Annotated in this window: 18 protein-coding genes; 11 read left to right on the top strand and 7 right to left on the bottom strand. The window is 33.0% G+C overall.

Annotation, left to right across the window (positions count from 1 at the left end; translation table 11 throughout):
- The first annotated feature begins 349 nt into the window (after positions 1–349).
- On the top strand, positions 350–1,018 hold the full coding sequence (locus BJG89_RS01370; protein ID WP_096808176.1) for an RluA family pseudouridine synthase: 669 nt from the start codon (positions 350–352) through the stop codon (positions 1,016–1,018).
- 285 nt (positions 1,019–1,303) lie between these two features.
- Here the strand turns inward: BJG89_RS01370 and BJG89_RS01365 are convergent, their stop codons facing one another.
- Positions 1,304–1,993, bottom strand: a complete 690-nt coding sequence (locus tag BJG89_RS01365) for a transglycosylase family protein (RefSeq protein ID WP_096808175.1) — start codon at positions 1,991–1,993, stop codon at positions 1,304–1,306.
- Between the two features lie 414 nt (positions 1,994–2,407).
- The gene (locus BJG89_RS01360) at positions 2,408–2,917 is read right to left on the bottom strand and encodes a YfiT family bacillithiol transferase (protein ID WP_096808174.1); all 510 of its coding nucleotides are present in this window, start codon (positions 2,915–2,917) and stop codon (positions 2,408–2,410) included.
- A gap of 374 nt (positions 2,918–3,291) precedes the next feature.
- Here BJG89_RS01360 and BJG89_RS01355 point away from each other — a divergent pair, with 374 nt between their 5' ends.
- The 9 genes from BJG89_RS01355 to BJG89_RS01315 all read left to right on the top strand — a co-directional run bounded on the left by BJG89_RS01355 (position 3,292) and on the right by BJG89_RS01315 (position 13,514).
- Positions 3,292–4,362, top strand: a complete 1,071-nt coding sequence (locus BJG89_RS01355) for a hypothetical protein (RefSeq protein WP_096808173.1) — start codon at positions 3,292–3,294, stop codon at positions 4,360–4,362.
- A 733-nt stretch (positions 4,363–5,095) separates the two neighbouring features.
- Positions 5,096–6,622, top strand: a complete 1,527-nt coding sequence (locus tag BJG89_RS01350; protein ID WP_232514203.1) for an SLC13 family permease — start codon at positions 5,096–5,098, stop codon at positions 6,620–6,622.
- A gap of 276 nt (positions 6,623–6,898) precedes the next feature.
- Positions 6,899–9,019 (top strand): BglG family transcription antiterminator, encoded by a 2,121-nt coding sequence (locus BJG89_RS01345; protein WP_096808171.1) that lies wholly within the window; start codon positions 6,899–6,901, stop codon positions 9,017–9,019.
- Positions 9,020–9,037: 18 nt separating this feature from the next.
- A complete protein-coding gene (locus BJG89_RS01340; protein ID WP_096808170.1) occupies positions 9,038–9,499 on the top strand; it encodes a PTS sugar transporter subunit IIA in 462 nt (153 codons plus the stop codon).
- A gap of 44 nt (positions 9,500–9,543) precedes the next feature.
- Positions 9,544–9,822, top strand: a complete 279-nt coding sequence (locus tag BJG89_RS01335; protein WP_096808169.1) for a PTS sugar transporter subunit IIB — start codon at positions 9,544–9,546, stop codon at positions 9,820–9,822.
- 128 nt (positions 9,823–9,950) lie between these two features.
- Entirely contained in the window at positions 9,951–11,210 is a 1,260-nt protein-coding gene (locus BJG89_RS01330) for a galactitol-specific PTS transporter subunit IIC (RefSeq protein ID WP_096808168.1), read from the top strand.
- 21 nt (positions 11,211–11,231) lie between these two features.
- On the top strand, positions 11,232–12,263 hold the full coding sequence (locus BJG89_RS01325) for a zinc-binding dehydrogenase (RefSeq protein ID WP_096808167.1): 1,032 nt from the start codon (positions 11,232–11,234) through the stop codon (positions 12,261–12,263).
- A 29-nt stretch (positions 12,264–12,292) separates the two neighbouring features.
- Positions 12,293–12,439, top strand: a complete 147-nt coding sequence (locus BJG89_RS14705) for a hypothetical protein (protein ID WP_096808166.1) — start codon at positions 12,293–12,295, stop codon at positions 12,437–12,439.
- Between the two features lie 37 nt (positions 12,440–12,476).
- Positions 12,477–13,514, top strand: coding sequence for a galactitol-1-phosphate 5-dehydrogenase (locus tag BJG89_RS01315; protein ID WP_096808165.1), 1,038 nt, complete (start codon positions 12,477–12,479; stop codon positions 13,512–13,514).
- A gap of 245 nt (positions 13,515–13,759) precedes the next feature.
- Here the strand turns inward: BJG89_RS01315 and fadH are convergent, their stop codons facing one another.
- From fadH to BJG89_RS15100, 5 genes are all read right to left on the bottom strand, one after another.
- Positions 13,760–14,524, bottom strand: a complete 765-nt coding sequence (gene fadH / locus BJG89_RS01310; protein WP_096808164.1) for a 2,4-dienoyl-CoA reductase — start codon at positions 14,522–14,524, stop codon at positions 13,760–13,762.
- A 577-nt stretch (positions 14,525–15,101) separates the two neighbouring features.
- The gene (gene gtfB / locus BJG89_RS01305) at positions 15,102–16,430 is read right to left on the bottom strand and encodes an accessory Sec system glycosylation chaperone GtfB (protein ID WP_096808163.1); all 1,329 of its coding nucleotides are present in this window, start codon (positions 16,428–16,430) and stop codon (positions 15,102–15,104) included.
- Complete coding sequence (gene gtfA, locus BJG89_RS01300) at positions 16,423–17,928, bottom strand: accessory Sec system glycosyltransferase GtfA (protein ID WP_096808162.1); 1,506 nt, start codon at positions 17,926–17,928, stop codon at positions 16,423–16,425. Before gtfA ends, gtfB begins: the two co-directional genes overlap by 8 nt.
- 40 nt (positions 17,929–17,968) lie before the next feature.
- Positions 17,969–18,154 carry a hypothetical protein gene (locus BJG89_RS01295; RefSeq protein WP_096808161.1) on the bottom strand — a complete coding sequence of 62 codons (186 nt, stop codon included), beginning with the start codon at positions 18,152–18,154 and terminating at the stop codon, positions 17,969–17,971.
- A gap of 96 nt (positions 18,155–18,250) precedes the next feature.
- Positions 18,251–22,129, bottom strand: coding sequence for a YSIRK-type signal peptide-containing protein (locus tag BJG89_RS15100; protein ID WP_096808160.1), 3,879 nt, complete (start codon positions 22,127–22,129; stop codon positions 18,251–18,253).
- A gap of 575 nt (positions 22,130–22,704) precedes the next feature.
- On the opposite strand from BJG89_RS15100, the gene lqo reads away from it, so the two are divergent.
- Positions 22,705–24,195, top strand: a complete 1,491-nt coding sequence (lqo, locus tag BJG89_RS01285; RefSeq protein WP_096808159.1) for an L-lactate dehydrogenase (quinone) — start codon at positions 22,705–22,707, stop codon at positions 24,193–24,195.
- Positions 24,196–24,277: the final 82 nt, after the last annotated feature.

Here is a 24,277-nt window from a genome sequence, read left to right as displayed (position 1 = left end):
AAAAAACAACTAGGTTTTTTACGTCTTAATTACATTAACGGCGCGCTCTGAATTAAATAAAACCTATTTTAAACTCCTTCATGCCAGCGAAAAAAGATAAATTTATATTTAACCAAATGTAACAATTGTGTAATCAGAGTCAAAATATTATATATTTACACTTCTCAATATATAAATTTTTATATTATGTCCAAATCTTTCAAAGCATAAATATTTTTATGTTGATTACATATAAATAAGATTGAATTTATACCCATCTACTGATAACATCTTAATTTGAATTATTTTAAAATATTTTAATTTTAAACTACGAAAAAATTATCACTATATAATGTGTTGGAGGAATTAAATGTTTAACAACGTTCTTTACGAAGATAATCATTTATTAATGGTAGAAAAGCCTATAAATGTTCCAGTACAAGCAGATAACTCAAAAGATCAAGATTTATTATCCATTTTAAAAAATTATATAAAAATACAGTACAATAAACCTGGCAATGTCTACCTTGGTTTAGTACATCGTCTTGATCGACCTGTTGGAGGGGCGATCGTATTTGCTAAAACTTCTAAAGCAGCTTCTAGGTTATCAAATGAACTAAGAAAACAAAAACTACATAGAACCTATTTAGCAGTTATCCATGGTGTTCCTTCAAAAAATGAAGGCGTACTTCATGATTATTTATGGAAAGACAGAAATAAAAATATCGTATACGCTGTTGATTCCCAGAAAAAAGATGCCAAAGAAGCTATATTAAATTATAAAGTCATCAAAACTATTAATAAAAAAACTTTAATTCAAGTTCAATTAAAAACTGGACGCTCACATCAAATTAGAGTTCAATTTGCAAACCAAAACTTACCATTATATGGTGATCAAAAATATGGACAAAACATCAATAAGCATGGTCAACAAATTGCCCTTTGGGCATCCCAATTAAGTGTCAAACACCCGACCAAATACGAAATGATTTCTGTAACTTCTACACCAACTGGAAGTATTTGGAAGGAATTTTTATAATTTAGCTTTTAAATTTTCACCATTATAACGCATATGTTTATTTAAGTTTTCATTTGTATTTAAAAAAGATACGAAATCACATTTTCTAAAATGGTTTCGTATCCTGTACGGGTAGGCGGAAACAACTAGGAAAAAGAGACGGCGCTTTAAAAGTAGTTCTTTAAAAGTTTAGGGTATGTCCCTTTTAGCCATCTGCTATTAATATAAATTAAGAGCCTAGGATATCAATTTATCCCAGGCTCTTAATTTATTGTTTAATTTTAAGTTATTTGCTTTAAATTTGTATTATGCAGTAACCCATTGTGAAGCGCCAACTTCGTTGTAAAGTTTAACTGCTGCAGCATCTTGTACTGATTCTGGAGCTTCTGTTGGAGATACACCTTGATATTCTGCAGGTGCTACTGAGTCCCAAGTGCTTTGTAAGAATTGATATTTACCTGCTGCACCTGATGATGGGTTTACAGCTTTAAGATCTCCGCCTGATTCACGTTGTGCAATTGCTTGTAAATGTGAATTAACGTTTACTGATGAACCACTTGAAGCTTCATTTGAGCTTGATGATTGAGTTGAAGCTTTTGTTGTAGCTTCTTGTTTTGGCTGTTGTGTTTGCTCAGTTTGTGGCGCAGCTTGTTGAACTGGTTGTTCAGTTGATGCTTGCTCAGTTTGTTGTGGTTGTTCTACATTAGTAGATTGTTCTGATGAAACGTCATTTGAACTAGAACCTTCACCATAGCTCCAAGACCAAGTTTGACCATTAGATTCAAAATTATAGTTTAAACCATTTTGATTAAAGTTATAGCTATATGAACCTTCATGTACTGGTGAAGCATTTAATTGTTCTGGATTAGATTGTGCTAATTGAGCTAATTGTGCTTTGTCTACACCTTGTTCAGCTGCGTCTGCTGAGTTTCCTGCTGCAAATCCTGTTACACCTAATCCTACTGCTAATGTTGATGCTACTACTGTTTTTTTCATTTTTAAATAAGTCCTCCTACAAGTTAATTTTTATATTTTTAAGAATTTATTTTCGCATGATATTGAAATCCAACTTTTGTAAAAAACAATGTTGTTTCAACCAATTTCCAGTAAATACTATAACATCTATAAAATACTTGTAGGTTACAATGAAATTAAAAAAACCTTATCCGTTTTACATACTAATTACATTAAATTGTATTTTAAAACAAAACGTTTCTTTGAAAAATCCCATTGCAAAAGTCAACAAAGATATTTTTGTATGTATACACTCTGTAATATAAATGTAATTAGTGTGACAACTATCTCCAATTAAAAAATATATATTCAATTAATTTTACCTTGTACATTTCAATTTACTTATTATAACGCTCTCTCTAAAATATATTTTGGCACATAAAAACATCACTCCCTTTAATTTGATAATGCTATTTTAATATGTGCTAAATGATGTGCTTCATGCCATGCTAACTTAGCAATCTGTTCGGAAACTTGATTCTTACCTTCTCCTTTAAGCGTAAATGTACGTTTCAAATCATCAGTAGTTAAAGTATGACCAACAGCTACAATACGTTCATTGATACCTTCCATTATTCTAAGTGAACATTCCACTGGAAGGTTATTATCTTCCAACTCGACCCATTCATCTTGTATAAAAGGCTCCACCATTGGATTATTATCTGTTAAAGATAGTTTTAACCGTTGATACATATTTATTTGTGAATCAGCAATGTGGTGAACAAGTTGACGTACTGTCCAACTTCCCTCACGATATTGCTTGCTTAATTCTGATTCATTTAAATCATCTACAACTTGTCTTAAACGGTGTACATACCCTTCAATGTCTCCCAGCCATTCTTGAACATCTTCTAATGTCACATTATTAGGTAATTCTAATTCACCAATAGGAAATCTAACATTCATATTTATCACCTTTTTTAATTTTAAATATTTCTATGGCAACATTACTCTTTTTCACCATTAGTATTGCTATTACCTTTTCAACAATATTTAAACTTGATTCTTTATATGGTTATCTTAGTATTAGTTTATTCGAGTGAAATTTTATCTATTTCTATATTAGATATAAAGTATCTATTCATATCCAAAAATATTATTTCAAATTATATGATCAATTCTGCTTTTTCAAACAAGTATGTGCTACAGAAGTAAACTCAATGCATCAAAATTGTAGTTAAAAGGAAATGTTTCGTTGTTAATAAAACCCTATTTATTTACATGCAGAAATTCACAGTATTAGTATGGGGTTGTATCTTAAATAAGAGAGGATGTCTGTCATGACAAATAAATCATTTTTCTTATCAAGTAATAGTGGCAAAGGTATATATCATTATTTTAACAATGAAGCTCAATCATTAAATTATATATACATTTTAAAAGGTGTGCCTGGAAATGGTAAATCTGAAGTATTAAAAAATATTGCAAATTACCTTGAGGGAGAACAAAGACCTATAGAACTCATTTATAGTTCATTTGATTTTAAAACGCTAGATGGACTTATTGTTTTAGATAGAAATATAGGTATTTTTGACGGTAATTATCCTTATCCTATGGAACCAGCGCTGCCTTATATTTCAGGTGAAACCGTAGATTTAGCCACTGCAGTAGACCATTCAAAACTTCAAAACAATTTAAAAGATATCAAAAGTCTGTTTAATGAAAAAGAACAATTATTAGAAAATTATGCTACTCACATTAAAAAATCAAGACAATTACATGACAATGTAGAATTCTATTTCAGTACTTCCATTGATATTGAAAAAGCACAAGCGCTTAACAATCAAATTTTAGAAAATATTTTCGGAAAATCTTATCAAGAGAAAGAAAGTATTGTTAAACACAGATTCTTTGATACCATTACTGAAAATGGTAATTTTGATTTTGTACAAAACCTAACAAGTAATCTAACCAAACGTTTCTTTATTAAAGGCCGCCCAGGTTCAGGTAAATCCACGTTGCTTAAACAAATTGTGTCTCAAGCTATTGAAAATGGCTTTGATATCGAGCTATATCATTGTGACTTTGATCCTGATAGTTTAGATATGATTATTATACCCGAATTAAGTGTTGCTGCCTTTGATAGTACAGCACCACATAATTATGACCCTGAACGTTCTGGAGACGAAATCGTAGATACTTACCAATCAATTATAGATAATCAGATAGATGAAAAATACGCAAATGAAATCGCTGAAGGTACTAAGCAATGGCAAGATGCTTGGAAAGAAGCCGCTCATTTTCTAAAAGAAGCTAAAGAAAAGCATAAAGCTATCACTAATCTCTATAAACAAACCATTGACGATGAAGAAATTAAAAATAAAGAAAAACACATTATTGAAAGTTTATAAAAACTTCAACTATTTCTTTGTGCTAAATTTTATATTAATGACAGGCGTAATAAATAATTATATATAAATAAGTACGATGTTATAAATGATAAATTCTAAAGTATAATCACTGATTCTCTATTTTTTATTTCACTTTAATTTTGATAATTAGATATCATTCAAAAATATCATAATAAGCTTAGGATATAAATATAAGGCTAGAACGTTCATGTTCTAGCCTTATATTTATATTAACCATAGATGCCTAAATTAAAAATAACCTTACAATAAAATTTTTAAAACCTTTTAAATTGGCATCACAGTACACTATAAAATAACGTATGATTATTCATTTTCATTATTAAACTTATTTTGGTAATGCTTATTACTTACTGGCCTCTTCGTAATTTTATTAATATAATTATCAATTACTGTACTCAACTTGAAAAATTTTGCTTCTCCTGGTCACTTCCTAACACCAACATCCTATTTTCTAAATAACTTTACTATCTAATCAACATTTGTTAGCCAATCTGAGTTAACTTATTATCCTACAATTACTAGCACCCCACGTTGTCTAATACTTATGTTCGGTCATGCCTTCAACGACGTTTCACGGAAAAAATGAATAAAAACAACCGAACGGTATCATCAATAAATCGCAAACTTTTATGAATTTTTCTCAAATATAATGAAACAACTTAATAATATTTGTATCCTTATTGTGAATACTTTAACAAGGGAGGAAATATTTGTGGCTAAAAATGCAGCAATAAAGACAACACCTCGTTTTAAGCCTTTTTGGTTAATAACAAGCATTGTTGTATTAGCAATCGTGATGTTTTTACCAACACCAGAAAACTTACCGTTTATGGCTAAAAGCGCGTTAGCTATATTAATATTCGCAGTTATATTATGGGTAACTGAAGCAGTCGCTTATCCAGTTTCTGCGACTATGATTGTTGCCTTAATAATATTGTTATTTGGTTTCAGCCCTGGACAAAATTTATCTGAATCTTTAGGAAACCCTCAATCAAATGGCGTATTATTAAAAGACGATGCGCTTTTTGGAACGGGAAACGCTTTAAAACTGGCCTTTAGTGGGTTTGCAACAAGTGCACTCGCATTAGTTGCAGCAGCATTGTTTTTGGCAACAGCGATGCAGATTACACAACTACATAAACGTCTTGCTCTCATCATTTTGTCTATAGCAAGCAATAAGACAAACCGTATTGTTCTCGGAACGATATTAGTAGCTATATTTTTAGCATTTTTCGTACCTTCCGCTACTGCACGAGCTGGTGCAGTTATTCCGATTTTATTAGGTATGATAGCAGCATTTGGCGTTTCTAAACAAAGTAAACTAGCCGGCCTTTTAGTCATAACTGCTGTACAGGCCGTCTCAATTTGGAATATTGGTATTAAAACAGCAGCAGCACAAAATATCGTCGCTATCAGTTTTATAAACGATCAACTCGGCACTGACATTTCGTGGGGACAATGGTTCTTATATGCAGGGCCATGGTCAATTTTAATGTCTATTGCACTTTATTTTATAATGCTTAAGATTATGCCACCTGAAGAAAAAGAACTCCCTGGGGGTAAAATATTAATTCAGCAACAATTAAAAGAAATGGGACCAATAACAGGAAAAGAATGGCGGTTAATCACCATTTCTATTATGTTATTAATATTTTGGTCTACTGAAAAAGTCTTCCACCCTATCGATTCGTCTTCCATTATACTGTTGGCTTTAGCTATTATGTTAACGCCCAAAATAGGCGTTATGACTTGGAAAGAAGCCGAGAGCCGTATACCCTGGGGCACCATCATTGTTTTCGGCGTAGGTATTTCATTAGGTAATGCACTATTAAAAACGACAGCTGCACAATGGCTAAGCGACCAAACTTTTGGCATGATGGGGCTCAATCAATATCCCATCGTGGTTATAATTGCATTAATTGCGCTTTTCAATATTTTAATACATTTAGGTTTCGCTAGCGCGACAAGTTTAGCATCAGCCCTAATTCCAGTTTTCATTTCGCTAACTACTACACTAGATTTAGGAAATCAATCTATTGGTTTTGTACTAATACAACAATTTGTTATTAGTTTTGGATTTTTATTACCTGTAAGCTCACCACAAGCCATGTTAGCGTATGGCACAGAAACTTTTACTGTTAAAGATTTCTTAAAAACCGGCATACCTATAAGTATTATTGGCTATTTACTTATTATTTTACTGAGTGTGACTTATTGGCATTGGCTTGGGTTAATTTAACACACAAATCATATCTTTTTGGTATAAGTTATAAAACGAGCGTTCATTTTGAACGTTCGTTTTATAATTTATAGTTATTTAGTAAACCAACCATCTTTTACATTCAATATATTATTTTAATTTAAAAGCTAATTAACGTATAATTGATAAAATCACAATTTCAAATTAATAATTTTTTTGAGTATTAGCACTTATCACATAAATGCGATGGTAAGTGCTTTTTTTATATCAAACACAGTGATGTACATCAAACATGATGTAAATTGTGTCTAATACATGTACAACTCTTGGACGAGCTGTGCTAAATTAAATGCAACAACAAAGGGGGGATTCAAAATACACGCAGAAAACTTTGATATCGTTACTGAAATGATTAAAAATCCAAAGATTAAAGGCAAAGACTTAGAAACTAAGTTCAACATTTCGCGTAGACAACTTGGTTATCGTATTAAAAAAATAAATGAATGGTTAACTGAACAAGATTGTCCAATCATTGAACGTACAAGTCAGGGTTTCTTTATTGTTGATGATATAATTAAAAATTTTCTTAATGTATCTATTGAATCTGTTCAGCAGGAAAATGAGCAAGTATATACAGCTTACCAACGCGCGCATCTCATTTTACTCATGTTGTTTAAAGAAGATGAAATATTATCGTTAAATCATTTTTCTATCGATTTAAAAGTAAGTAAGAATACCGTTTTAAATGACTTAAAGAAATTAAAGCAATTATTGAAAGCTTATGATGTAAAGCTACAGTACACAAGACAGGAGGGATACTACTTAAATAGTAATGAAATCGAAACTAGAAAGTTATTTATTCGCTTAATAGATAAAGTATTCACATTAAATATTGCTCAAGGAGATATTTTAAAAAGTCTCTCTTTTGATGAAGACAAGTTACAAATCATCGATCGTCAGATTAATAAAATTGAACAATATTTAGAGAATAAATTTATAGATCAGAGCACTGAAACGTTACGTTATAAACTATATTTTATTCTTAGAAGAATTGAATATAACAAAACTATATCGCCCATTTTAATTGGATATGACGATTTATCTGACACTGAGGAATATCAAGCAACCGAAATATTAACAGCTAATTATTCAGATATTCCGCGACAAGAAAAATTATTTATTACATTACAATTATTGTCTACTAGTGTGCATTGGTCAGAATTAAGCGATGCTAAATTTTTACCTGAACTTAAATTAGCGTTAGAAACAATGATGAGTGAATTTGAAAAAATTACATTTATAACATTTGAAAATCGCGAGTCTTTATTAAATCAATTAATGCTTCACATGAAACCTGCATTTTACAGAATTAGATATGGGCTATCTGATGTAGATAGTTTACAGAATACTCTGAAAGAAGACTATAAAGAATTATTTCATTTAGTTAAAATTTCATCAAAACCAATGGAAAAATTCTTTGACCAAGCTTTACCAGATAATGAAATTGCATATCTCACTATGCTAATTGGTGGAACTTTAAGAAGACAAGATGAAGATATTGAGAAAAAGGTGAAAGCTGTTGTGGTTTGCACACAAGGGACATCGATTTCTCAAATGATGTTACAAGAATTACGCAGCGTCTTTCCAGAATTCATTTTTTTAGATGCTTTATCATTAAGAGAATTTAATAACTATGCATTGAATTTTGATTTAGTTTTTTCACCAATGCATGTATTAACTCATAAAAAACTTTACATCACTAAAGCTATTCTCACTGCTCAAGAAAAACAAGACTTGCGACAACTTGTCTTCGGACAATTAAATCATTCATTTGAAACTGATTTACAAGTAGAAAAAATGCTATCTGCTATTCGCGAACATGCCCAAATTCATAATGAAGCAGCATTAATAAATGAAATCAAAAGTCAATTTGAAAGTGTTCACACATATGCATCAATTAAGTCATCATCGATTTCATTAACTCACCACTTCAACTTACAAGATTTATTACCTAAACATCATATCCAATTTGGGAGCAATATTACAGAAGTAAAAGAAGCCATACGTCAGACAGCTCGACCACTTTTCATCCAAAATTATATCAATAACGATTATATTGAGGCGATGGTTGAATCATTCGATGACACATATATGGTTATCAACCAAAATATTGCTATACCTCACGCTGAAAACAACCAAAATGTAAATCGTACTGCGATGAGTATGTTGATATTAGACAAGCCGTTACTATTAAGCAGTGACATAGAAGTGAGTGTTTTTGTAGTAGTAGCTGCAACAGATAAATTCAAACATTTAAGACCTTTATTACAATTACGTGATTTAGCACAAGACCAACATTGTATTAAAAATATCATTCAAACTGATTCAAGAACTTACGTTTTCGAAACGATTCGACAATTTTCAAAAATAGATTAAAGCAAAGGGGTCACGTCTATGGAAGATTTAAAAATTGACGCCTCTAACATCGTTATTGGATTAAACGCTATATCAAGTGAAGACGCTTTAAGTCAATTAGCTGATTTAATGCAAAATAATGGTTATGTTAGGCATTCTTATAAAGAGGCAGTCATTAATAGAGAAAACACATTTGCTACAGGGCTACCTACCGTATATTGTTCTGTAGCCATCCCGCATACCGATATTGAACACGTTTATCAAAAAACTATCGGTGTAGCAGTATTAAAAGAGACTGTGCCCTTTGTCATTATGGGGGAAACAGAAGAAACAACAGATGTTAAATTGATATTTATGCTTGCAATGGATAAGGAGGATACACAGTTATCATTACTTCAAAAGTTAATGCATATTTTTCAAAACGATCAATTACTTAAATCTATTGCAACATCACAAGATAAAACACATATCGCTTCAATTATAGAAAAAGCATTGGTCTAAATCTTTTAAATAATAAAAAAAATAAAAACTAGGAGGATTTTATTATGAAACAAGTATTAGTAGCATGTGGTGCTGGAATTGCAACGTCAACTGTAGTAAATAACGCAATTGAGGAAATGGCTAAAGAACACGATATTAAAGTTGATTTAAAACAAATCAAAATTTCTGAAGTCGGTGCGTATGCTGACACAGCTGATTTATTAGTGACAACAGCAATGACACAAAAAGAATATGACTTCCCTGTTATCAATGCACGTAACTTCTTAACTGGCATTGGTGTTGAAGAGACGAAGAAAGAAATCTTAGGAGTGTTACAAAGTTAAAAAATTAAGTAAATCTCTATCTAAACTTAGAATGTTGGAGTAATTAATTCTCTATTTGTTTATATTTTCGTTACACAAAACTTAATTTACTCCGATATCATTTTAAACTAAAGAGGATGGTGTATGGGATGAGTAGATTTGTAGATTTTATTCAAGCCTTTCTAGATTTGGGAGCAACAGTCATTTTACCGATTGTTATATTCTTGTTGGGATTATTTTTCAGGCAAAAAATCGGTGCTGCATTTAGGTCGGGTTTAACAATTGGTGTAGCATTTGTTGGAATTTTCTTAGTTATAGATTTGCTTGTAGATAATTTAGGCCCAGCTGCCCAAGCTGTGGTTAAAAACCTAGGGGTAAGCTTACATGTCATAGATGTAGGATGGCCTGCGACTTCTTCTATAGCATGGGCTTCAAGTATCGCTGCTTTTATTATTCCATTAGGTTTAGTAATTAATATTATTATGTTGCTAACAAAAACAACTAAAACAATGAACGTTGATATATGGAACTTCTGGCACTACACATTTATGGGAGCAATGATTTATGCAATTTCTGGAAGTATTTGGCAGTCATTAGTTGCAGCTACCCTATTCCAAATTGTTTGTCTTAAAGTAGCAGATTGGACTGCACCAATGATGAGTAAATTCTATGACTTACCTGGTGTTTCTATCGCTACAGGCAGTACGATTTCATACGCACCAGGCATATTTTTAGTGCAAGGTATTCAAAAAATACCTGGTTTAAACAAATTAAATGCTGATCCAGATACAATACAGAAACGTTTTGGGGCATTTGGTGAATCTATATTTGTTGGCCTAGTATTGGGACTTATTATAGGACTACTAGCAGGTTATAACACAGGTGATGTTATCAACTTAGGTATGTCTATGGCAGCAGTAATGGTATTAATGCCACGTATGGTCAAAATTCTTATGGAAGGTTTAATGCCAGTATCAGAGTCTGCACGTACTTGGCTAAACAAACGCTTTGGTGATCGTGAAATTTATATTGGTTTAGATGCAGCAGTAGCATTAGGGCACCCAGCAGTAATTGCCACTGCATTAATCCTGGTCCCTATCACTGTAGTTCTTGCTGTCATATTACCTGGAAACAAAGTTTTACCATTTGGTGATCTAGCTACTATACCTTTTATCGTTGCTTTTATTGTTGGAGCGGCGCGAGGAAATATTATTCACTCCGTAATAGTTGGAACAATAATGATTGCGATTTCTTTATACATCGCAACGGATGTAGCACCTATATTTACTAGCATGGCAGACGGTACAAACGTAAAAATGCCATCAGGGTCATCTCAAATCTCAAGTCTTGACCAAGGTGGAAATATACTGAATTATATTATCTTCAAATTCTTCAGTATTTTTAACTAATATATAGGAGTTGACTTGATTATGAAAGCACTTGTTAAGACAAAACCAGGGTTTGGTAATTTAGAAATATTAGAAGCAGAAGTTCCTTATCCTGGCGCCAATGAAATTAAAATAAAAGTTGAATACGCAGGCATTTGCGGTACAGACATTCATACTTATGAAGGACATTACAACGTAAAATTTCCTGTAATCCTTGGCCATGAATTTTCAGGACAAGTTGTTGAAATCGGTAGCAATGTAAATCATTTTAAGATCGGTGACCGCGTCACTTCAGAAACGACGTATTATGTTTGTGGTGAATGTCAATATTGCCAAAACGAAGATTATAATTTGTGTAATTATCGTAAAGGATTAGGGACACAACAAAATGGTGGCTTTACAAAATATTTAATTGCACGTGCAAATAGTGTACATCGCCTTCCTGACAATGTGTCCTATAAATCTGCAGCTATGACAGAACCTTTAGCATGCGCGCATCACGCTGTTTCAAAAGTAAATATTAAAGCTGATGATGTGGTCGTCGTTATGGGGCCTGGCCCAATCGGCTTACTTGTAGCGCAAGTTGTAAAGAGTAAAGGCGCTAATGTAATTATCACAGGCCTAGATCATGATAAAACACGTCTAGATAAAGCCTCTGAATTACAATTGGATCATGTGATAAACGTTCAACAAACAGATTTAAAAGAATATGTAAATAGTATAACAAATGGTTATGGCGCTAATGTTGTACTTGAATGTTCGGGTGCTATTCCTGCTGCAAAACAAGGGTTAGATTTATTACGTAAAAAAGGACAATACGTACAAGTTGGTATTTTTAAATCCTCAGAAATTCCATTTGATTTAGAAAAAATTGTTCAAAAAGAAATTCGTGTTATTGGAAGTAGAAGCCAAAAGCCCGCTGATTGGGAACCTTCATTACAACTATTAAGTACTGGTGATGTAAATGCTGAAGCATTAATTACTAAAGAATTAGACATCACACAGTGGAATGAAGGATATAACCACATCAAAAGTGGAGATGGGATTAAAGTATTATTACGTCCAGTAGAGTAACTCTAACTGACTAAGAAAGGATGATTAACATGATGGAACATATGCTTGATTTTATGCTTGGACCAATGAGAGGGATCACATCATTTTATATGGATCATTTGTTATATTGCAATATCATCGTTATTTTCAGTTATTTTGCTTCTAAATTTTTCAAAAGAAAAAAATCAACTTCATAAAATGATTTAAAATATCTTTTAATAGGGGGGGACGCTTTTGAAAGCTCTAAACCTTTATGGAATTGAAGACTTACGCTATGAAGATACACTTATGCCTCAAATCAACGATGTTGATGACGTAATTATTAAAGTAGTCGCCACTGGGGTTTGTGGATCAGATAATTCTCGATATAAAAAGTTAGGTCCATATAAAGAAGGAATGACGTTTGGTCATGAATTTTCTGGTCTAGTTGAAGCAACCGGTTCTAAAGTTAATCACTTACAAATTGGAGATGCTGTCACAGGCTGTCCGGCCATCGTATGCCACCAATGTGCGCAATGTGAAAAAGGTGATTATTCTAGATGTGAACATTTATTTGTTATTGGCTCCTATCAACCTGGTTGTTTTGCAGAATATGTAAAACTGCCGGCTAGTCATGTTTTGAAGCTACCCGCTAACGTTGATTTCGATACTGCTGCAATGGTAGAACCTTCTGCGGTAGTCGCACATGGTTTTTACAGAACTAAAATGAAACCTGGAGCAACGGTAGCTGTCATGGGTTGTGGAAGTATCGGGCTTTTAGCAATACAATGGGCAAAAATATTTGGTGCAGCTAAAATTATAGCTATTGATATCGATTCACATAAATTAGATATTGCACAATCACTTGGTGCAAACTATATCGTTAACTCAAAGCAAGAAAACTTAGACAAAGCAATAAATGACCTTCCTGAAAAAGTGGATGTCGCAGTGGAATCTGCCGGTTCCCCTTTCACTATTGGTCAAGTATTAACATTACCTACTAAAGGTGGAGAAGTTTTATTACTAGGCATCCCTTATTCTGACATAGAAATAGACAGAATACACTTCGAAAAAATACTACGTAATGAGCTAAATGTCATTGGTTCTTGGAATGGTTTGTCAGCTCCGTTTCCTGGTAAAGAATGGCATTCGACGCTACATTATATGTCTACTGGCGATATCATTAGTGAACCCATTATTTCAGATAAGCTGCCTCTTGAAAAAGGCCCAAAGATTTTTGATGCCCTCGTTAACAACAAAAAGCGTTTTGATAAAGTGATATTCCACCCATAAAGTCTATAATTATAAAACAAGAATACTTAAAACGTACTAAGAGTAGCTATGAAGAAAAGAGGCGGAAACATAAACAATGTGTTAACCTTAAACTTCGTGATGACAGTAGATAATCAAATGGAAAATACGCTTATACAAGCGTTTCAGCTTTTGTATTCTTTTTTCCTAGCTATTCTTACCAGGAGTAGGCCAATGAACACATTTTATAAAATGTGTTCATTGGCCCGCTTCCTTTTAGTATTATTTTAAAACGCATTCTGATTGAGCCACTGACCGCCATCCATCGTCATACAAGCACCATTAATGTAACTAGCTTCCTCTGATAATAAGAATTTAGCTAATCCTGCAATTTCTTCAGGTTCGCCCATACGACCTAACGGCACGCTATTCAGTGTTTGTTGTCTCGCCTCTTCTGATAAACTTAATTTTCCTGAACCCCCTGTATTATCTATAGGCCCTGGTGCGATAGCATTTACAGCAATACCATATTTAGCTCCCCACTCTACAGCTAGTGTTCTAGTCATAGCTAATACACCTGCTTTAGCACTGGCGGAATGTATAACACCCGGACCAGAACGCCAAGCATAAGTCGCTACCATATTGATAATTCTTCCTTTATGTCCTTGTTCAATCCATTTTTTACCAACAGCTTGCGTACAATACCACGTCCCATTTAAAACAATATCTACAACAGAATTCCAACCATTCGTTGATAAATCTTCTGCAGCACAAATAAAATTTCCTGCTGCATTATTGACCAAACCATCAATTTTGCCATATCGATTAATGGTTTCATCTACGGTATATTGCACACGTTCAATATCACGTACATCCATATCAATACACAAAATTTGTCCTTTTCGTTGTTCAATTTCTTCTTTCGTAGCTTTTAAACGTTCTAACGATCTACCTGTTATAACTACATTAGCATCTTCTTGAGCAAACCGCTTCGCCATTGCTTTCCCCATACCACTACTACCACCTGTAACCATAATCACTTTATCTTTCATATGTAGTCTCCTTTACAAACTGATTTAGTAAGCGCTTACATTTTAATGATAAGTATAACAAAGTTTAGATTTGTTTTCTCGTAAGATGCGTTGCATACTATGATAATAGTACTGACAACAACCAACTACTAACGATTATTATTACATGTTTACCGGCCTGTAAGGATGTATCGCTAAATACTTAATTCATAAGTGATTAAATGAATACTTTCAATATTTTAGATAATGTTTATAAAAACAAACCAAATTGATTTAATTTATCTCCTAACTTTTGTGTATTTATCACAGAACTATTTTTAAATATTTTTAAAATCTTCTCTATCATTATATTTACTACATTTAACAATATATATTGAGAACGCGATAATCCTTAAAGGTAAATATATCAAACAAACCAACTCTCACCATCTAATAAATAAGACACGGTCTGTTTATAAAGATTATATAGACCATTTGGCTTAAAATCTTTGCACTCTAACCTTAATTTTTATAGTTATATCTTTTTTAGAATTTAAAAATGAAAGTTAGTAATACTAGCTAATAAAAATGATATCAAGACGTTTTAATATTCAAATCTTTATTTTTCAACTATTGAATTAATAAACGTTTCTTTATCAACGGAACCTCCCTTATCTAATTGTAATGCTAACCTGTTATTTAATATTGATGTGTCTTCGGTTGTTTCCTTTAGTATATTTATTAAATCTAGTGGTTCATTTATATCAAAAAGATTATTTTGCGCAGTTACTAGTTTATTATGTGCAGTCGTTTTATACCCTAAAATTAGTAAATTGTGGTCAAATGCTGCTCTTACAGAATCTAATATCTCGTTGCCTTTATTAATATCTAAATAAACATCGCATTTATGGTACAATTTGATTAAATTATCTTTTTTAGAATTGGGGTACAAAGCAACATTTGAATATTGATTAAACTTCATTAACACTTGAGACATTTCAGTTATAGCAGCAATATGAAAGTCTAAGTGAGTATTCATTTGTACAATTTTTTCCAAATGTGGTATTTGATCAGAATTAGTAAGTATTAAAACTTGGTTAGAATAATGATTCGGTTTTAAAAACTTATATACATATCCAGATTGAGATACTCGATGGCTCAAATTTTCATTAATGGAGTTTACAACCTTCTTATAAACTTCGTTACCTGGAACAATTACGCTATAAGTACTATGCTCTTTCGATAATATATTTTCCATGTGGTGAATCACCTCATTTGTAATTCTTCCTTGCCAAAATAAATAATGGTTATTTTGAATACTTAAATTATTAATAACTGCAGATGATACTGAAAATGAATTGATTAAAAATCTTTCTGATTCTAAACCGGTAACTTTCAAGTAAAAATTTACCAATTGTATTTTTGAATGGAAAAAATATTCTTTTTCTTCCCAATTTAAAACGATATCGTTTGTAACAAAGTACTCAGTCATAAAGTTTTCCTTTTTATAGTTAAAATAACGTTTTAGTATTCTTCTATGCGTCTTGGGGTCTAACAACACTTCTGCATACTTAAACCCGTATTTGTTATAATAATCAATAAACTGCGTATGCCCAAGTTCATTTAACCATTCAACACGCTCAACAACTCTATGTTTATAATTCTTTTTATATATAATCCTCGCTTTTATTTCACCTAAATTTTTGACGGCTGCGTCATTATTGTTTCCATCAATTGACCAAAACCTTGGTGTTGGAACTTGGTTGAAAAACAATGGCTTGATTGGCAAATTTGTATTATTAGAAAAAAATTTATATGGCGTTTCCACATCTTCAGGGAGAAAACCATTATCTTCTATAACAATTGTTTTTCTATGTATATCAGAAAATTTAAAAGAATTATAAAGCACAATTGTTTGTTTGTCGAAAACCTCAAATAAATTAATCATAAAGCACCTCTTCAATCAAGTCATCCCACTTTCCCTTTACAGTTTCTAAAGTAAAATATTCTGCAATTTTATAAGAAGCATCATGGAAAGAACATGTGTCATTTTTAAAAAATTGAATTATTGATTCTGCAAGTTTCTTCACTATTTCAGATTCAGATTCTGCATCAATTTTTATTGGTATTAGATACCCATTTTCATGGTCTTCAATAAAAGTAGGGTTTCCGTAATTCACATTAAAACCAATTAACCCTAGACCTGAACCTACTGCCTCCATCAACGTTAAACCGAATCCTTCACTAGTTGATCCCGATATAAATAACTCGTATTTTTCATATAAATGGTTTAAGTTTACATGGCCATGTAAATTTATATAATTATCAGCATTATTTTCATGAATAAGATTATTGATTCTTTGCTTTTGTGCACCTTCTCCATATATATCAAACGTTATTTCAGGGCTTTGCTTTTTAGCAAGTACAACAGCTTTAACTAACCAATCTACATGCTTTTCGTTTGCTAGTCTGGAAGCTGTAATAATTGAATATGGTTTTCGATAAATAGGTTTATTTAAAGTTTTCAAATTACCTACAGGGACTATATATATTTTCGGTACTATTGTATTATATTTCTCAAATTGGGATTCCAGTAAGCCCTTTTGAATTGCAGTTGCAGTAATAAAAAAATCAATTTCATGGCAATTATTAAATACATATTCATAATGATTATTCCAAAGTATATACTCCTTATTTGTAGCAGATACGTTAAAATGTTCCGCGTGAATAACGACACCTAATTTAGCAGTTTTTTTATTTTGTAATATAGTTTGAGCAATATCTTTTGAACGATCTAATAGGATTATATCATTGGAGGATAACTGAAGCTTTTCCATAAAATATGTGATTAGTTCTAGCTTGGAATAAAGTATTTTATCTTTAAACACAAACATACTATCATTCTCATTAAGATATTCATTATAAGCAACTGACCCATCTTCGTTATAAAATACTCTCATATACAATTTAGCTACATTTTCTTCAGGTGTAAAGTACTCAGAAAAGAGACGTACGTAAGAATAATAATCTTTGCGTAATAATTTTCCTCTTGAAATATAGTCCACTCTATCCACGACATCATTTTCTTCATTCTTCATGTAACAAACTATATAGTTACTATCGTTATTAAAGAAATACTTTTTAACTTTTCCTTCATCTTCTATTCTTGTAACTGCAGAATTAAGTAATTGTATAATGTCATTTAATTTAACACTTGTTGGTGCTATTTTTATATCTGTAAAAAATTGATATAACCATATTACTTCGTCATCATTAAACCCTAAATTTTGGGTTAATGTTTGTATATTTTCATTATTTATGAAATCTAAAAACACGAATTTTATTTTTTCTTCTTTTTCTCTTAAGGCTTGCGCTCTATATAGTTGGGCGTACTCAACACCACTACTTGCCCAGCCTATTCCAAAATTTATGTTATATACTGTCACCTATTACACTCCCATAAGTTAAGTTTAAAAGTATGTTTAATTAAACAAATAATTTTGCGATACTAAAAATCATTATCACCAATATAATAAATGTTCCTAAAAATTTAAGTGTTAAGAATTCTTTTTTTACTTTTTTCTCTTCCACTTTAGCATCATACTGTTTTAATTCTTCTTCAATTTGTTTATTAATTTGCTCTAAGTTTGGTTCGTCTATATTTTTATTCATATATTACACTTCCTATAATTAGTATAGATATTTAATATGACAAAACAAGCCAAGGAGATTCTCCTCAGCTTTATTTTGCATTGATTTTAAAAATTACTATTTGTTGTCAGTTTCTTTTTTACGGCGTCTCATCAGTAATGCTAAACCACTTAACCCAGCCAGAGTTGCTATTAATCCATTATTCTTGGATTCATTACCAGTATTCGGCAACTTATCTTCTTGATCTTTTTTATCTTTATCTAAGTCATTTTCCGAGTTCTTATACAAAGTTGATGCAGGAATAATTTGTGATTGGTTGATTGATTCTTCATTATTCATAAATATTCCATAGTCATTTCTTAATTCTGATGCGCTCAACGATTCACTCTCACTTAATGACTCAGAATCACTCAATGATTCAGAGGTACTCAACGATTCACTCTCGCTTAATGATTCAGATGCGCTCAACGATTCGCTTTCACTTAATGACTCAGAGGTACTCAATGATTCACTCTCACTTATGGATTCGGAGGTACTCAATGATTCACTCTCACTTTGTGACTCAGATGAACTTAGCGATTCGCTCTCACTTAATGACTCAGAGGCACTTAGAGATTCACTCTCACTTTGTGACTCAGAAGCGCTCAATGATTCGCTCTCGCTTATTGATTCAGAAGTACTCAATGATTCACTCTCACTTAATGACTCAGAGGTATTCAATGATTCACTCTCACTTAACGATTCAGACACGCTCAATGATTCGCTCTCACTTTGTGATTCAGAGGCACTCAATGATTCACTCTCACTTTGTGACTCAGAGGTGCTTAGTGATTCACTCTCGCTTAATGACTCAGACGCGCTCAATGATTCACTCTCACTTAATGACTCGGAAGCACTCAATGATTCGCTCTCGCTTATGGATTCGGAGGCACTCAACGATTCGCTCTCACTTTGCGATTCAGAGGCACTCAATGATTCGCTTTCACTTAATGACTCAGACGCGCTCAATGACTCGCTTTCACTTTGTGACTCAGAGGCACTCAACGATTCACTCTCGCTTAATGATTCAGAAGTACTCAATGATTCGCTCTCGCTTAATGACTCAGAGGCGCTCAATGACTCGCTTTCACTTTGTGACTCGGAAGCACTCAATGATTCGCTCTCGCTTATTGATTCAGAGGCACTCAATGATTCGCTTTCACTTAATGACTCAGAATCACTCAATGATTCAGAGGTACTCAACGATTCACTCTCGCTTAATGATTCAGAGGCACTCAATGATTCGCTCTCACTTAATGATTCAGAGGCACTCAATGATTCGCTTTCACTTAATGACTCAGAGGTACTCAATGATTCACTCTCACTTTGTGACTCAGATGAACTTAGCGATTCGCTCTCACTTTGCGATTCAGAGGCACTCAACGATTCACTCTCACTTTGTGACTCAGATGAACTTAGCGATTCGCTCTCGCTTATTGATTCAGAGGCACTCAATGACTCGCTTTCACTTTGTGACTCGGAAGCACTCAACGATTCACTCTCGCTTAATGATTCAGAAGTACTCAATGATTCGCTCTCGCTTAATGACTCAGAGGCGCTCAATGACTCGCTTTCACTTTGTGACTCGGAAGCACTCAATGATTCGCTCTCGCTTATTGATTCAGAGGCACTCAATGATTCGCTTTCACTTAATGACTCAGAATCACTCAATGATTCAGAGGTACTCAACGATTCACTCTCGCTTAATGATTCAGATGCGCTCAATGATTCGCTCTCACTTAATGATTCAGAGGCACTCAATGATTCGCTTTCACTTAATGACTCAGAGGTACTCAATGATTCACTCTCACTTTGTGACTCAGAGGCACTCAACGATTCACTCTCACTTTGTGACTCAGATGAACTTAGCGATTCGCTCTCACTTTGCGATTCAGAGGCACTCAACGATTCACTCTCACTTTGTGACTCAGATGAACTTAGCGATTCGCTCTCGCTTATTGATTCAGAGGCACTCAATGATTCACTCTCACTTATGGACTCAGAGGCACTCAATGATTCGCTCTCACTTAATGACTCAGAATCACTCAATGATTCAGAGGTACTCAACGATTCACTCTCGCTTAATGATTCAGATGCGCTCAACGATTCGCTTTCACTTAATGACTCAGAGGTACTCAATGACTCGCTTTCACTTTGTGACTCAGAGGCACTCAACGATTCACTCTCACTTTGTGACTCAGATGAACTTAGCGATTCGCTCTCGCTTATTGATTCAGAGGCACTCAATGACTCGGAAGCACTCAACGATTCACTCTCGCTTAATGACTCAGAGGCGCTCAATGATTCGCTCTCGCTTAATGACTCAGAGGTGCTCAACGATTCACTTGAGCTAAGGGATTCAGACTCGCTTATTGATTCAGACTCACTACCATCATCTTCTAAAACTATCGTATCATCATTACCATTATTTGAAAGAAGATCAACATCTATTAAACCTGTTCCTACAGCTGAAGTGAAATCATATTCATGCCTTCCTGGTTGATTTGACCCGGGTAATATACCTCCTTCTGTTAATGAGTTTAAATCTATGTTCAAATTATAAGAAACTCTACTTCCAACACTTAAATTCAATAAATTTCTAACACTCCCAAAAATCACTCCAGTGTTAGCATCAATATTTAGATTATCACCGTTAATCGTGCCTTTATTTCTTATAGCTCCTAAAACGCCTGGTAGGTCATAATCTAATGTGACTGCGTTTTTGAAGTTAGGATTTGTCATTAAATTATAAAATTGTTCTGGTAATTGAAAAGTTGGATAAGTATTTCCTACTCCCAGACTTACTAATGGATACCCTTCTAATTTTAAACTTAACACTCCATCATTATGGCTCGCTATCAAATCCATATTATCTAAGAGTGTAACATCTGCAAGAGCAGCCATTCTTATGTTTTCATTAATAAGTTGGTTATTTTCAATTGCTCGTTGTTGAATTGTTACATTTGTTTTGTTATTTTCTTTTCCTGATTCATCTCGCACTGATTCAACAGTTTCTTGTCTATCTCCCTTTATTAATTCTAGATTTTTTTCCAATTTTGTTATTTCTTTGTTTTCTTCTGTCTCTTCTGATGAAGGTGCCTTATCTTCTTCTACTTCTGGATTGCCTTCTGTCTCTTCTGATGAAGGTGCCTTATCTTCTTCTACTTCCGGATTGCCTTCTGTCTCTTCTGATGAAGATGCCTTATCTTCTTCTACTTCTGGATTGCCTTCTGTCTCTTCTGATGAAGATGCCTTATCTTCTTCTACTTCTGGATTGCCTTCTGTCTCTTCTGATGAAGGTACCTTATCTTCTTCTACTTCTGGATTGCCTTCTGTCTCTTCTGATGAAGATGCCTTATCTTCTTCTACTTCTGGATTGCCTTCTGTCTCTTCTGATGAAGGTACCTTATCTTCTTCTACTTCCGGATTGCCTTCTGTCTCTTCTGATGAAGATGCCTTATCTTCTTCTACTTCTGGATTGCCTTCTGTCTCTTCTGATGAAGATGCCTTATCTTCTTCTACTTCCGGATTGCCTTCTGTTTCTTCTGATGAAGATGCCTTATCTTCTTCTACTTCCGGATTGCCTTCTGTCTCTTCTGATGAAGGTGCCTTATCTTCTTCTACTACTTCTGCCCTTTCTTGAAGAGATTTATCCATTTTATTATCATATTTAATTGATAATTCCGAATTTTTTTGTGTCTCCTCCTGAGTATTCCCTATATCAGTAATTTCTCTGTTCTTACTTTCTTGAAAGTATTCTAATGATGAGTCACTCTTTTTAAGTGAATTCTCATTCCCTATATCACTATCAGATAGAACTGAAGTTGATTGCCTTTCATTATTTTTTCCCTCATTAGCCTCTGCAACATCTCCAGTTGAATAAATCGTTAGACCAATCAATATTGATCCAACACCAACGCCCAATTTTCTTATAGAATACCTTCGTCTTTCTTTCACAGCAATAATTCCCCCTTTTAATAAGTATAATTACATATTACATTGCATTCCTGAAAAATACTATATGTTTATTAAAAAACAAATTATTAGTCTTGATAATTACTTTTTATTTTAAAAATTAATTAGTAATATATTTATTTAAGATATATATTGCATCTTTTTTCTGATGAAATGTATATCATAGTAATCAAAAGAAAATATGCATATTATTATAAAAAGTCAAAAATTATTTTTTAATAAATTATTTCATTTGCTCAATTGCTTTTCTGCTTTTCACAATTTTCTCCTAATCTTCAATAATTTTTACTGTTAATGTATTCACTTGTACTCTCCTGACAATATAATGTAAAATTACTATACAGCACTTATAAATGTCTATACTATGATTTATATGCATAATATAGGGTAAATATTTATATGTATATCGACGTATTCCATAGTAGAATATGTTCTATGACTAATATGTATTTTTACATGTAAGAATAGCGTAATATAATAGTAAATAAAGACATAAGATGAGTGACAATGTGTGACACACTGTTACTGATGTTATTAAGAATGAAAGGTGAGGAACTATGGCTAAAACTGAGTCAAAAGACGTCATTCTTATTGGCGCCGGCGTATTAAGTACTACATTTGGTTCTATGCTTAATGAACTTGAACCGGATTGGAATATTAAATTATACGAACGTTTAGATCGTCCTGGTGAGGAAAGTTCAAACGAGCGTTATAACGCAGGTACAGGGCATGCTGCACTTTGTGAATTAAATTATACAGTTCAGCAACCTGATGGTTCAATTAACATTGAAAAAGCAAAAGAGATTAATGAACAATTCGAAATCTCTAAACAATTCTGGGGTCACTTAGTTAAAAATAAGTATATCGAAAATCCTAGAGAATTCATTCATCCATTACCACATATCAGTTTTGTAAGAGGTAAAAATAACGTCAAGTTTTTAAAAGACCGTTACGAAGCTATGAAAAACTTCCCTATGTTTGATAATATCGAATATACTGAAGATATAGAAGAAATGAGAAAATGGATTCCATTAATGATGCAAGGTCACAGCGCAAGCGATATTATGGCTGCCAGTAAAATTAATGAAGGTACAGACGTAAACTTTGGTGAATTAACTCGTAAAATGGCAGCAAACCTTGAAAAAGACCCGCATGTAGAGGTTCAATATCATCATGAAGTACTTGATTTCAATCAACGTAATGACGGTAAATGGGAAGTTCATATACGTAATGTGAATACTGGTGAAACACAAACACAATTGGCGGATTATGTATTTATCGGTGCTGGTGGTGCCGCTATTCCATTACTACAAAAAACAGGTATTCCTGAAAGTAAACACTTAGGCGGATTCCCTATCACAGGCCAATTCCTAACATGTACAAATCCAAATGTTATTGAAGAACATGGTGCCAAAGTATATGGTAAAGAACCGCCAGGCACGCCACCAATGACTGTACCGCATTTAGATACACGTTTCATTAATGGTCAAAAAACACTATTGTTTGGACCATTCGCAAGTATCGGTCCTAAATTCTTAAAATATGGTTCAAACTTAGATTTATTTAAATCTGTTAAACCATATAACATCACAACATTATTAGCAGCGGCAGCGAAAAACTTACCGCTACTTAAATATTCATTTGATCAAATTTTAATGACAAAAGAAGGTTGCATGAATCACTTGCGTACTTTCTACCCAGAAGCACGTGATGAAGATTGGCAGTTATATACTGCAGGCAAACGTGTTCAAGTAATCAAAGATACTGAAGAATACGGCAAAGGATTCATCCAATTCGGAACAGAAGTTGTAAATTCTGAAGATCACTCTGTCATTGCATTACTTGGTGAGTCACCAGGTGCATCAACTTCTGTATCAGTTGCATTAGAAGTATTAGAGAAAAACTTCTCTGAATATAAAAATGACTGGGAACCTAAAATCAAAAAAATGATTCCTTCTTATGGTAAATCATTAATTGATGACGTTGATTTAATGAGAAAAACACGTCGTCAAACTTCAAAAGATCTTGAATTAAACTATTACGAATAGACTTTTGATTGCTTAAGTGTGAAAATCTAAAATGAACTTAGACTAAGATACGATTAAACACCTATTTATGAACCTACACTCA

Origin of the sequence: Staphylococcus nepalensis (assembly GCF_002442935.1) — a bacterium.
Classification (GTDB): Bacteria; Bacillota; Bacilli; order Staphylococcales; family Staphylococcaceae; genus Staphylococcus; species Staphylococcus nepalensis.
Note: the sequence above shows the minus strand (reverse complement) of the source record. Positions and strands in the feature narration are given on the sequence as shown.

Coding starts and splice junctions, on each gene's coding strand:
- BJG89_RS01370 (WP_096808176.1), top strand. CDS start 350: ATGTTTAACAACGTTCTTTACGAAGATAATCATTTATTAATGGTAGAA.
- BJG89_RS01365 (WP_096808175.1), bottom strand. CDS start 1,993: ATGAAAAAAACAGTAGTAGCATCAACATTAGCAGTAGGATTAGGTGTA.
- BJG89_RS01360 (WP_096808174.1), bottom strand. CDS start 2,917: ATGAATGTTAGATTTCCTATTGGTGAATTAGAATTACCTAATAATGTG.
- BJG89_RS01355 (WP_096808173.1), top strand. CDS start 3,292: ATGACAAATAAATCATTTTTCTTATCAAGTAATAGTGGCAAAGGTATA.
- BJG89_RS01345 (WP_096808171.1), top strand. CDS start 6,899: ATGTACAACTCTTGGACGAGCTGTGCTAAATTAAATGCAACAACAAAG.
- BJG89_RS01340 (WP_096808170.1), top strand. CDS start 9,038: ATGGAAGATTTAAAAATTGACGCCTCTAACATCGTTATTGGATTAAAC.
- BJG89_RS01335 (WP_096808169.1), top strand. CDS start 9,544: ATGAAACAAGTATTAGTAGCATGTGGTGCTGGAATTGCAACGTCAACT.
- BJG89_RS01330 (WP_096808168.1), top strand. CDS start 9,951: ATGAGTAGATTTGTAGATTTTATTCAAGCCTTTCTAGATTTGGGAGCA.
- BJG89_RS01325 (WP_096808167.1), top strand. CDS start 11,232: ATGAAAGCACTTGTTAAGACAAAACCAGGGTTTGGTAATTTAGAAATA.
- BJG89_RS14705 (WP_096808166.1), top strand. CDS start 12,293: ATGATGGAACATATGCTTGATTTTATGCTTGGACCAATGAGAGGGATC.
- fadH (WP_096808164.1), bottom strand. CDS start 14,524: ATGAAAGATAAAGTGATTATGGTTACAGGTGGTAGTAGTGGTATGGGG.
- gtfB (WP_096808163.1), bottom strand. CDS start 16,430: ATGATTAATTTATTTGAGGTTTTCGACAAACAAACAATTGTGCTTTAT.
- BJG89_RS01295 (WP_096808161.1), bottom strand. CDS start 18,154: ATGAATAAAAATATAGACGAACCAAACTTAGAGCAAATTAATAAACAA.
- lqo (WP_096808159.1), top strand. CDS start 22,705: ATGGCTAAAACTGAGTCAAAAGACGTCATTCTTATTGGCGCCGGCGTA.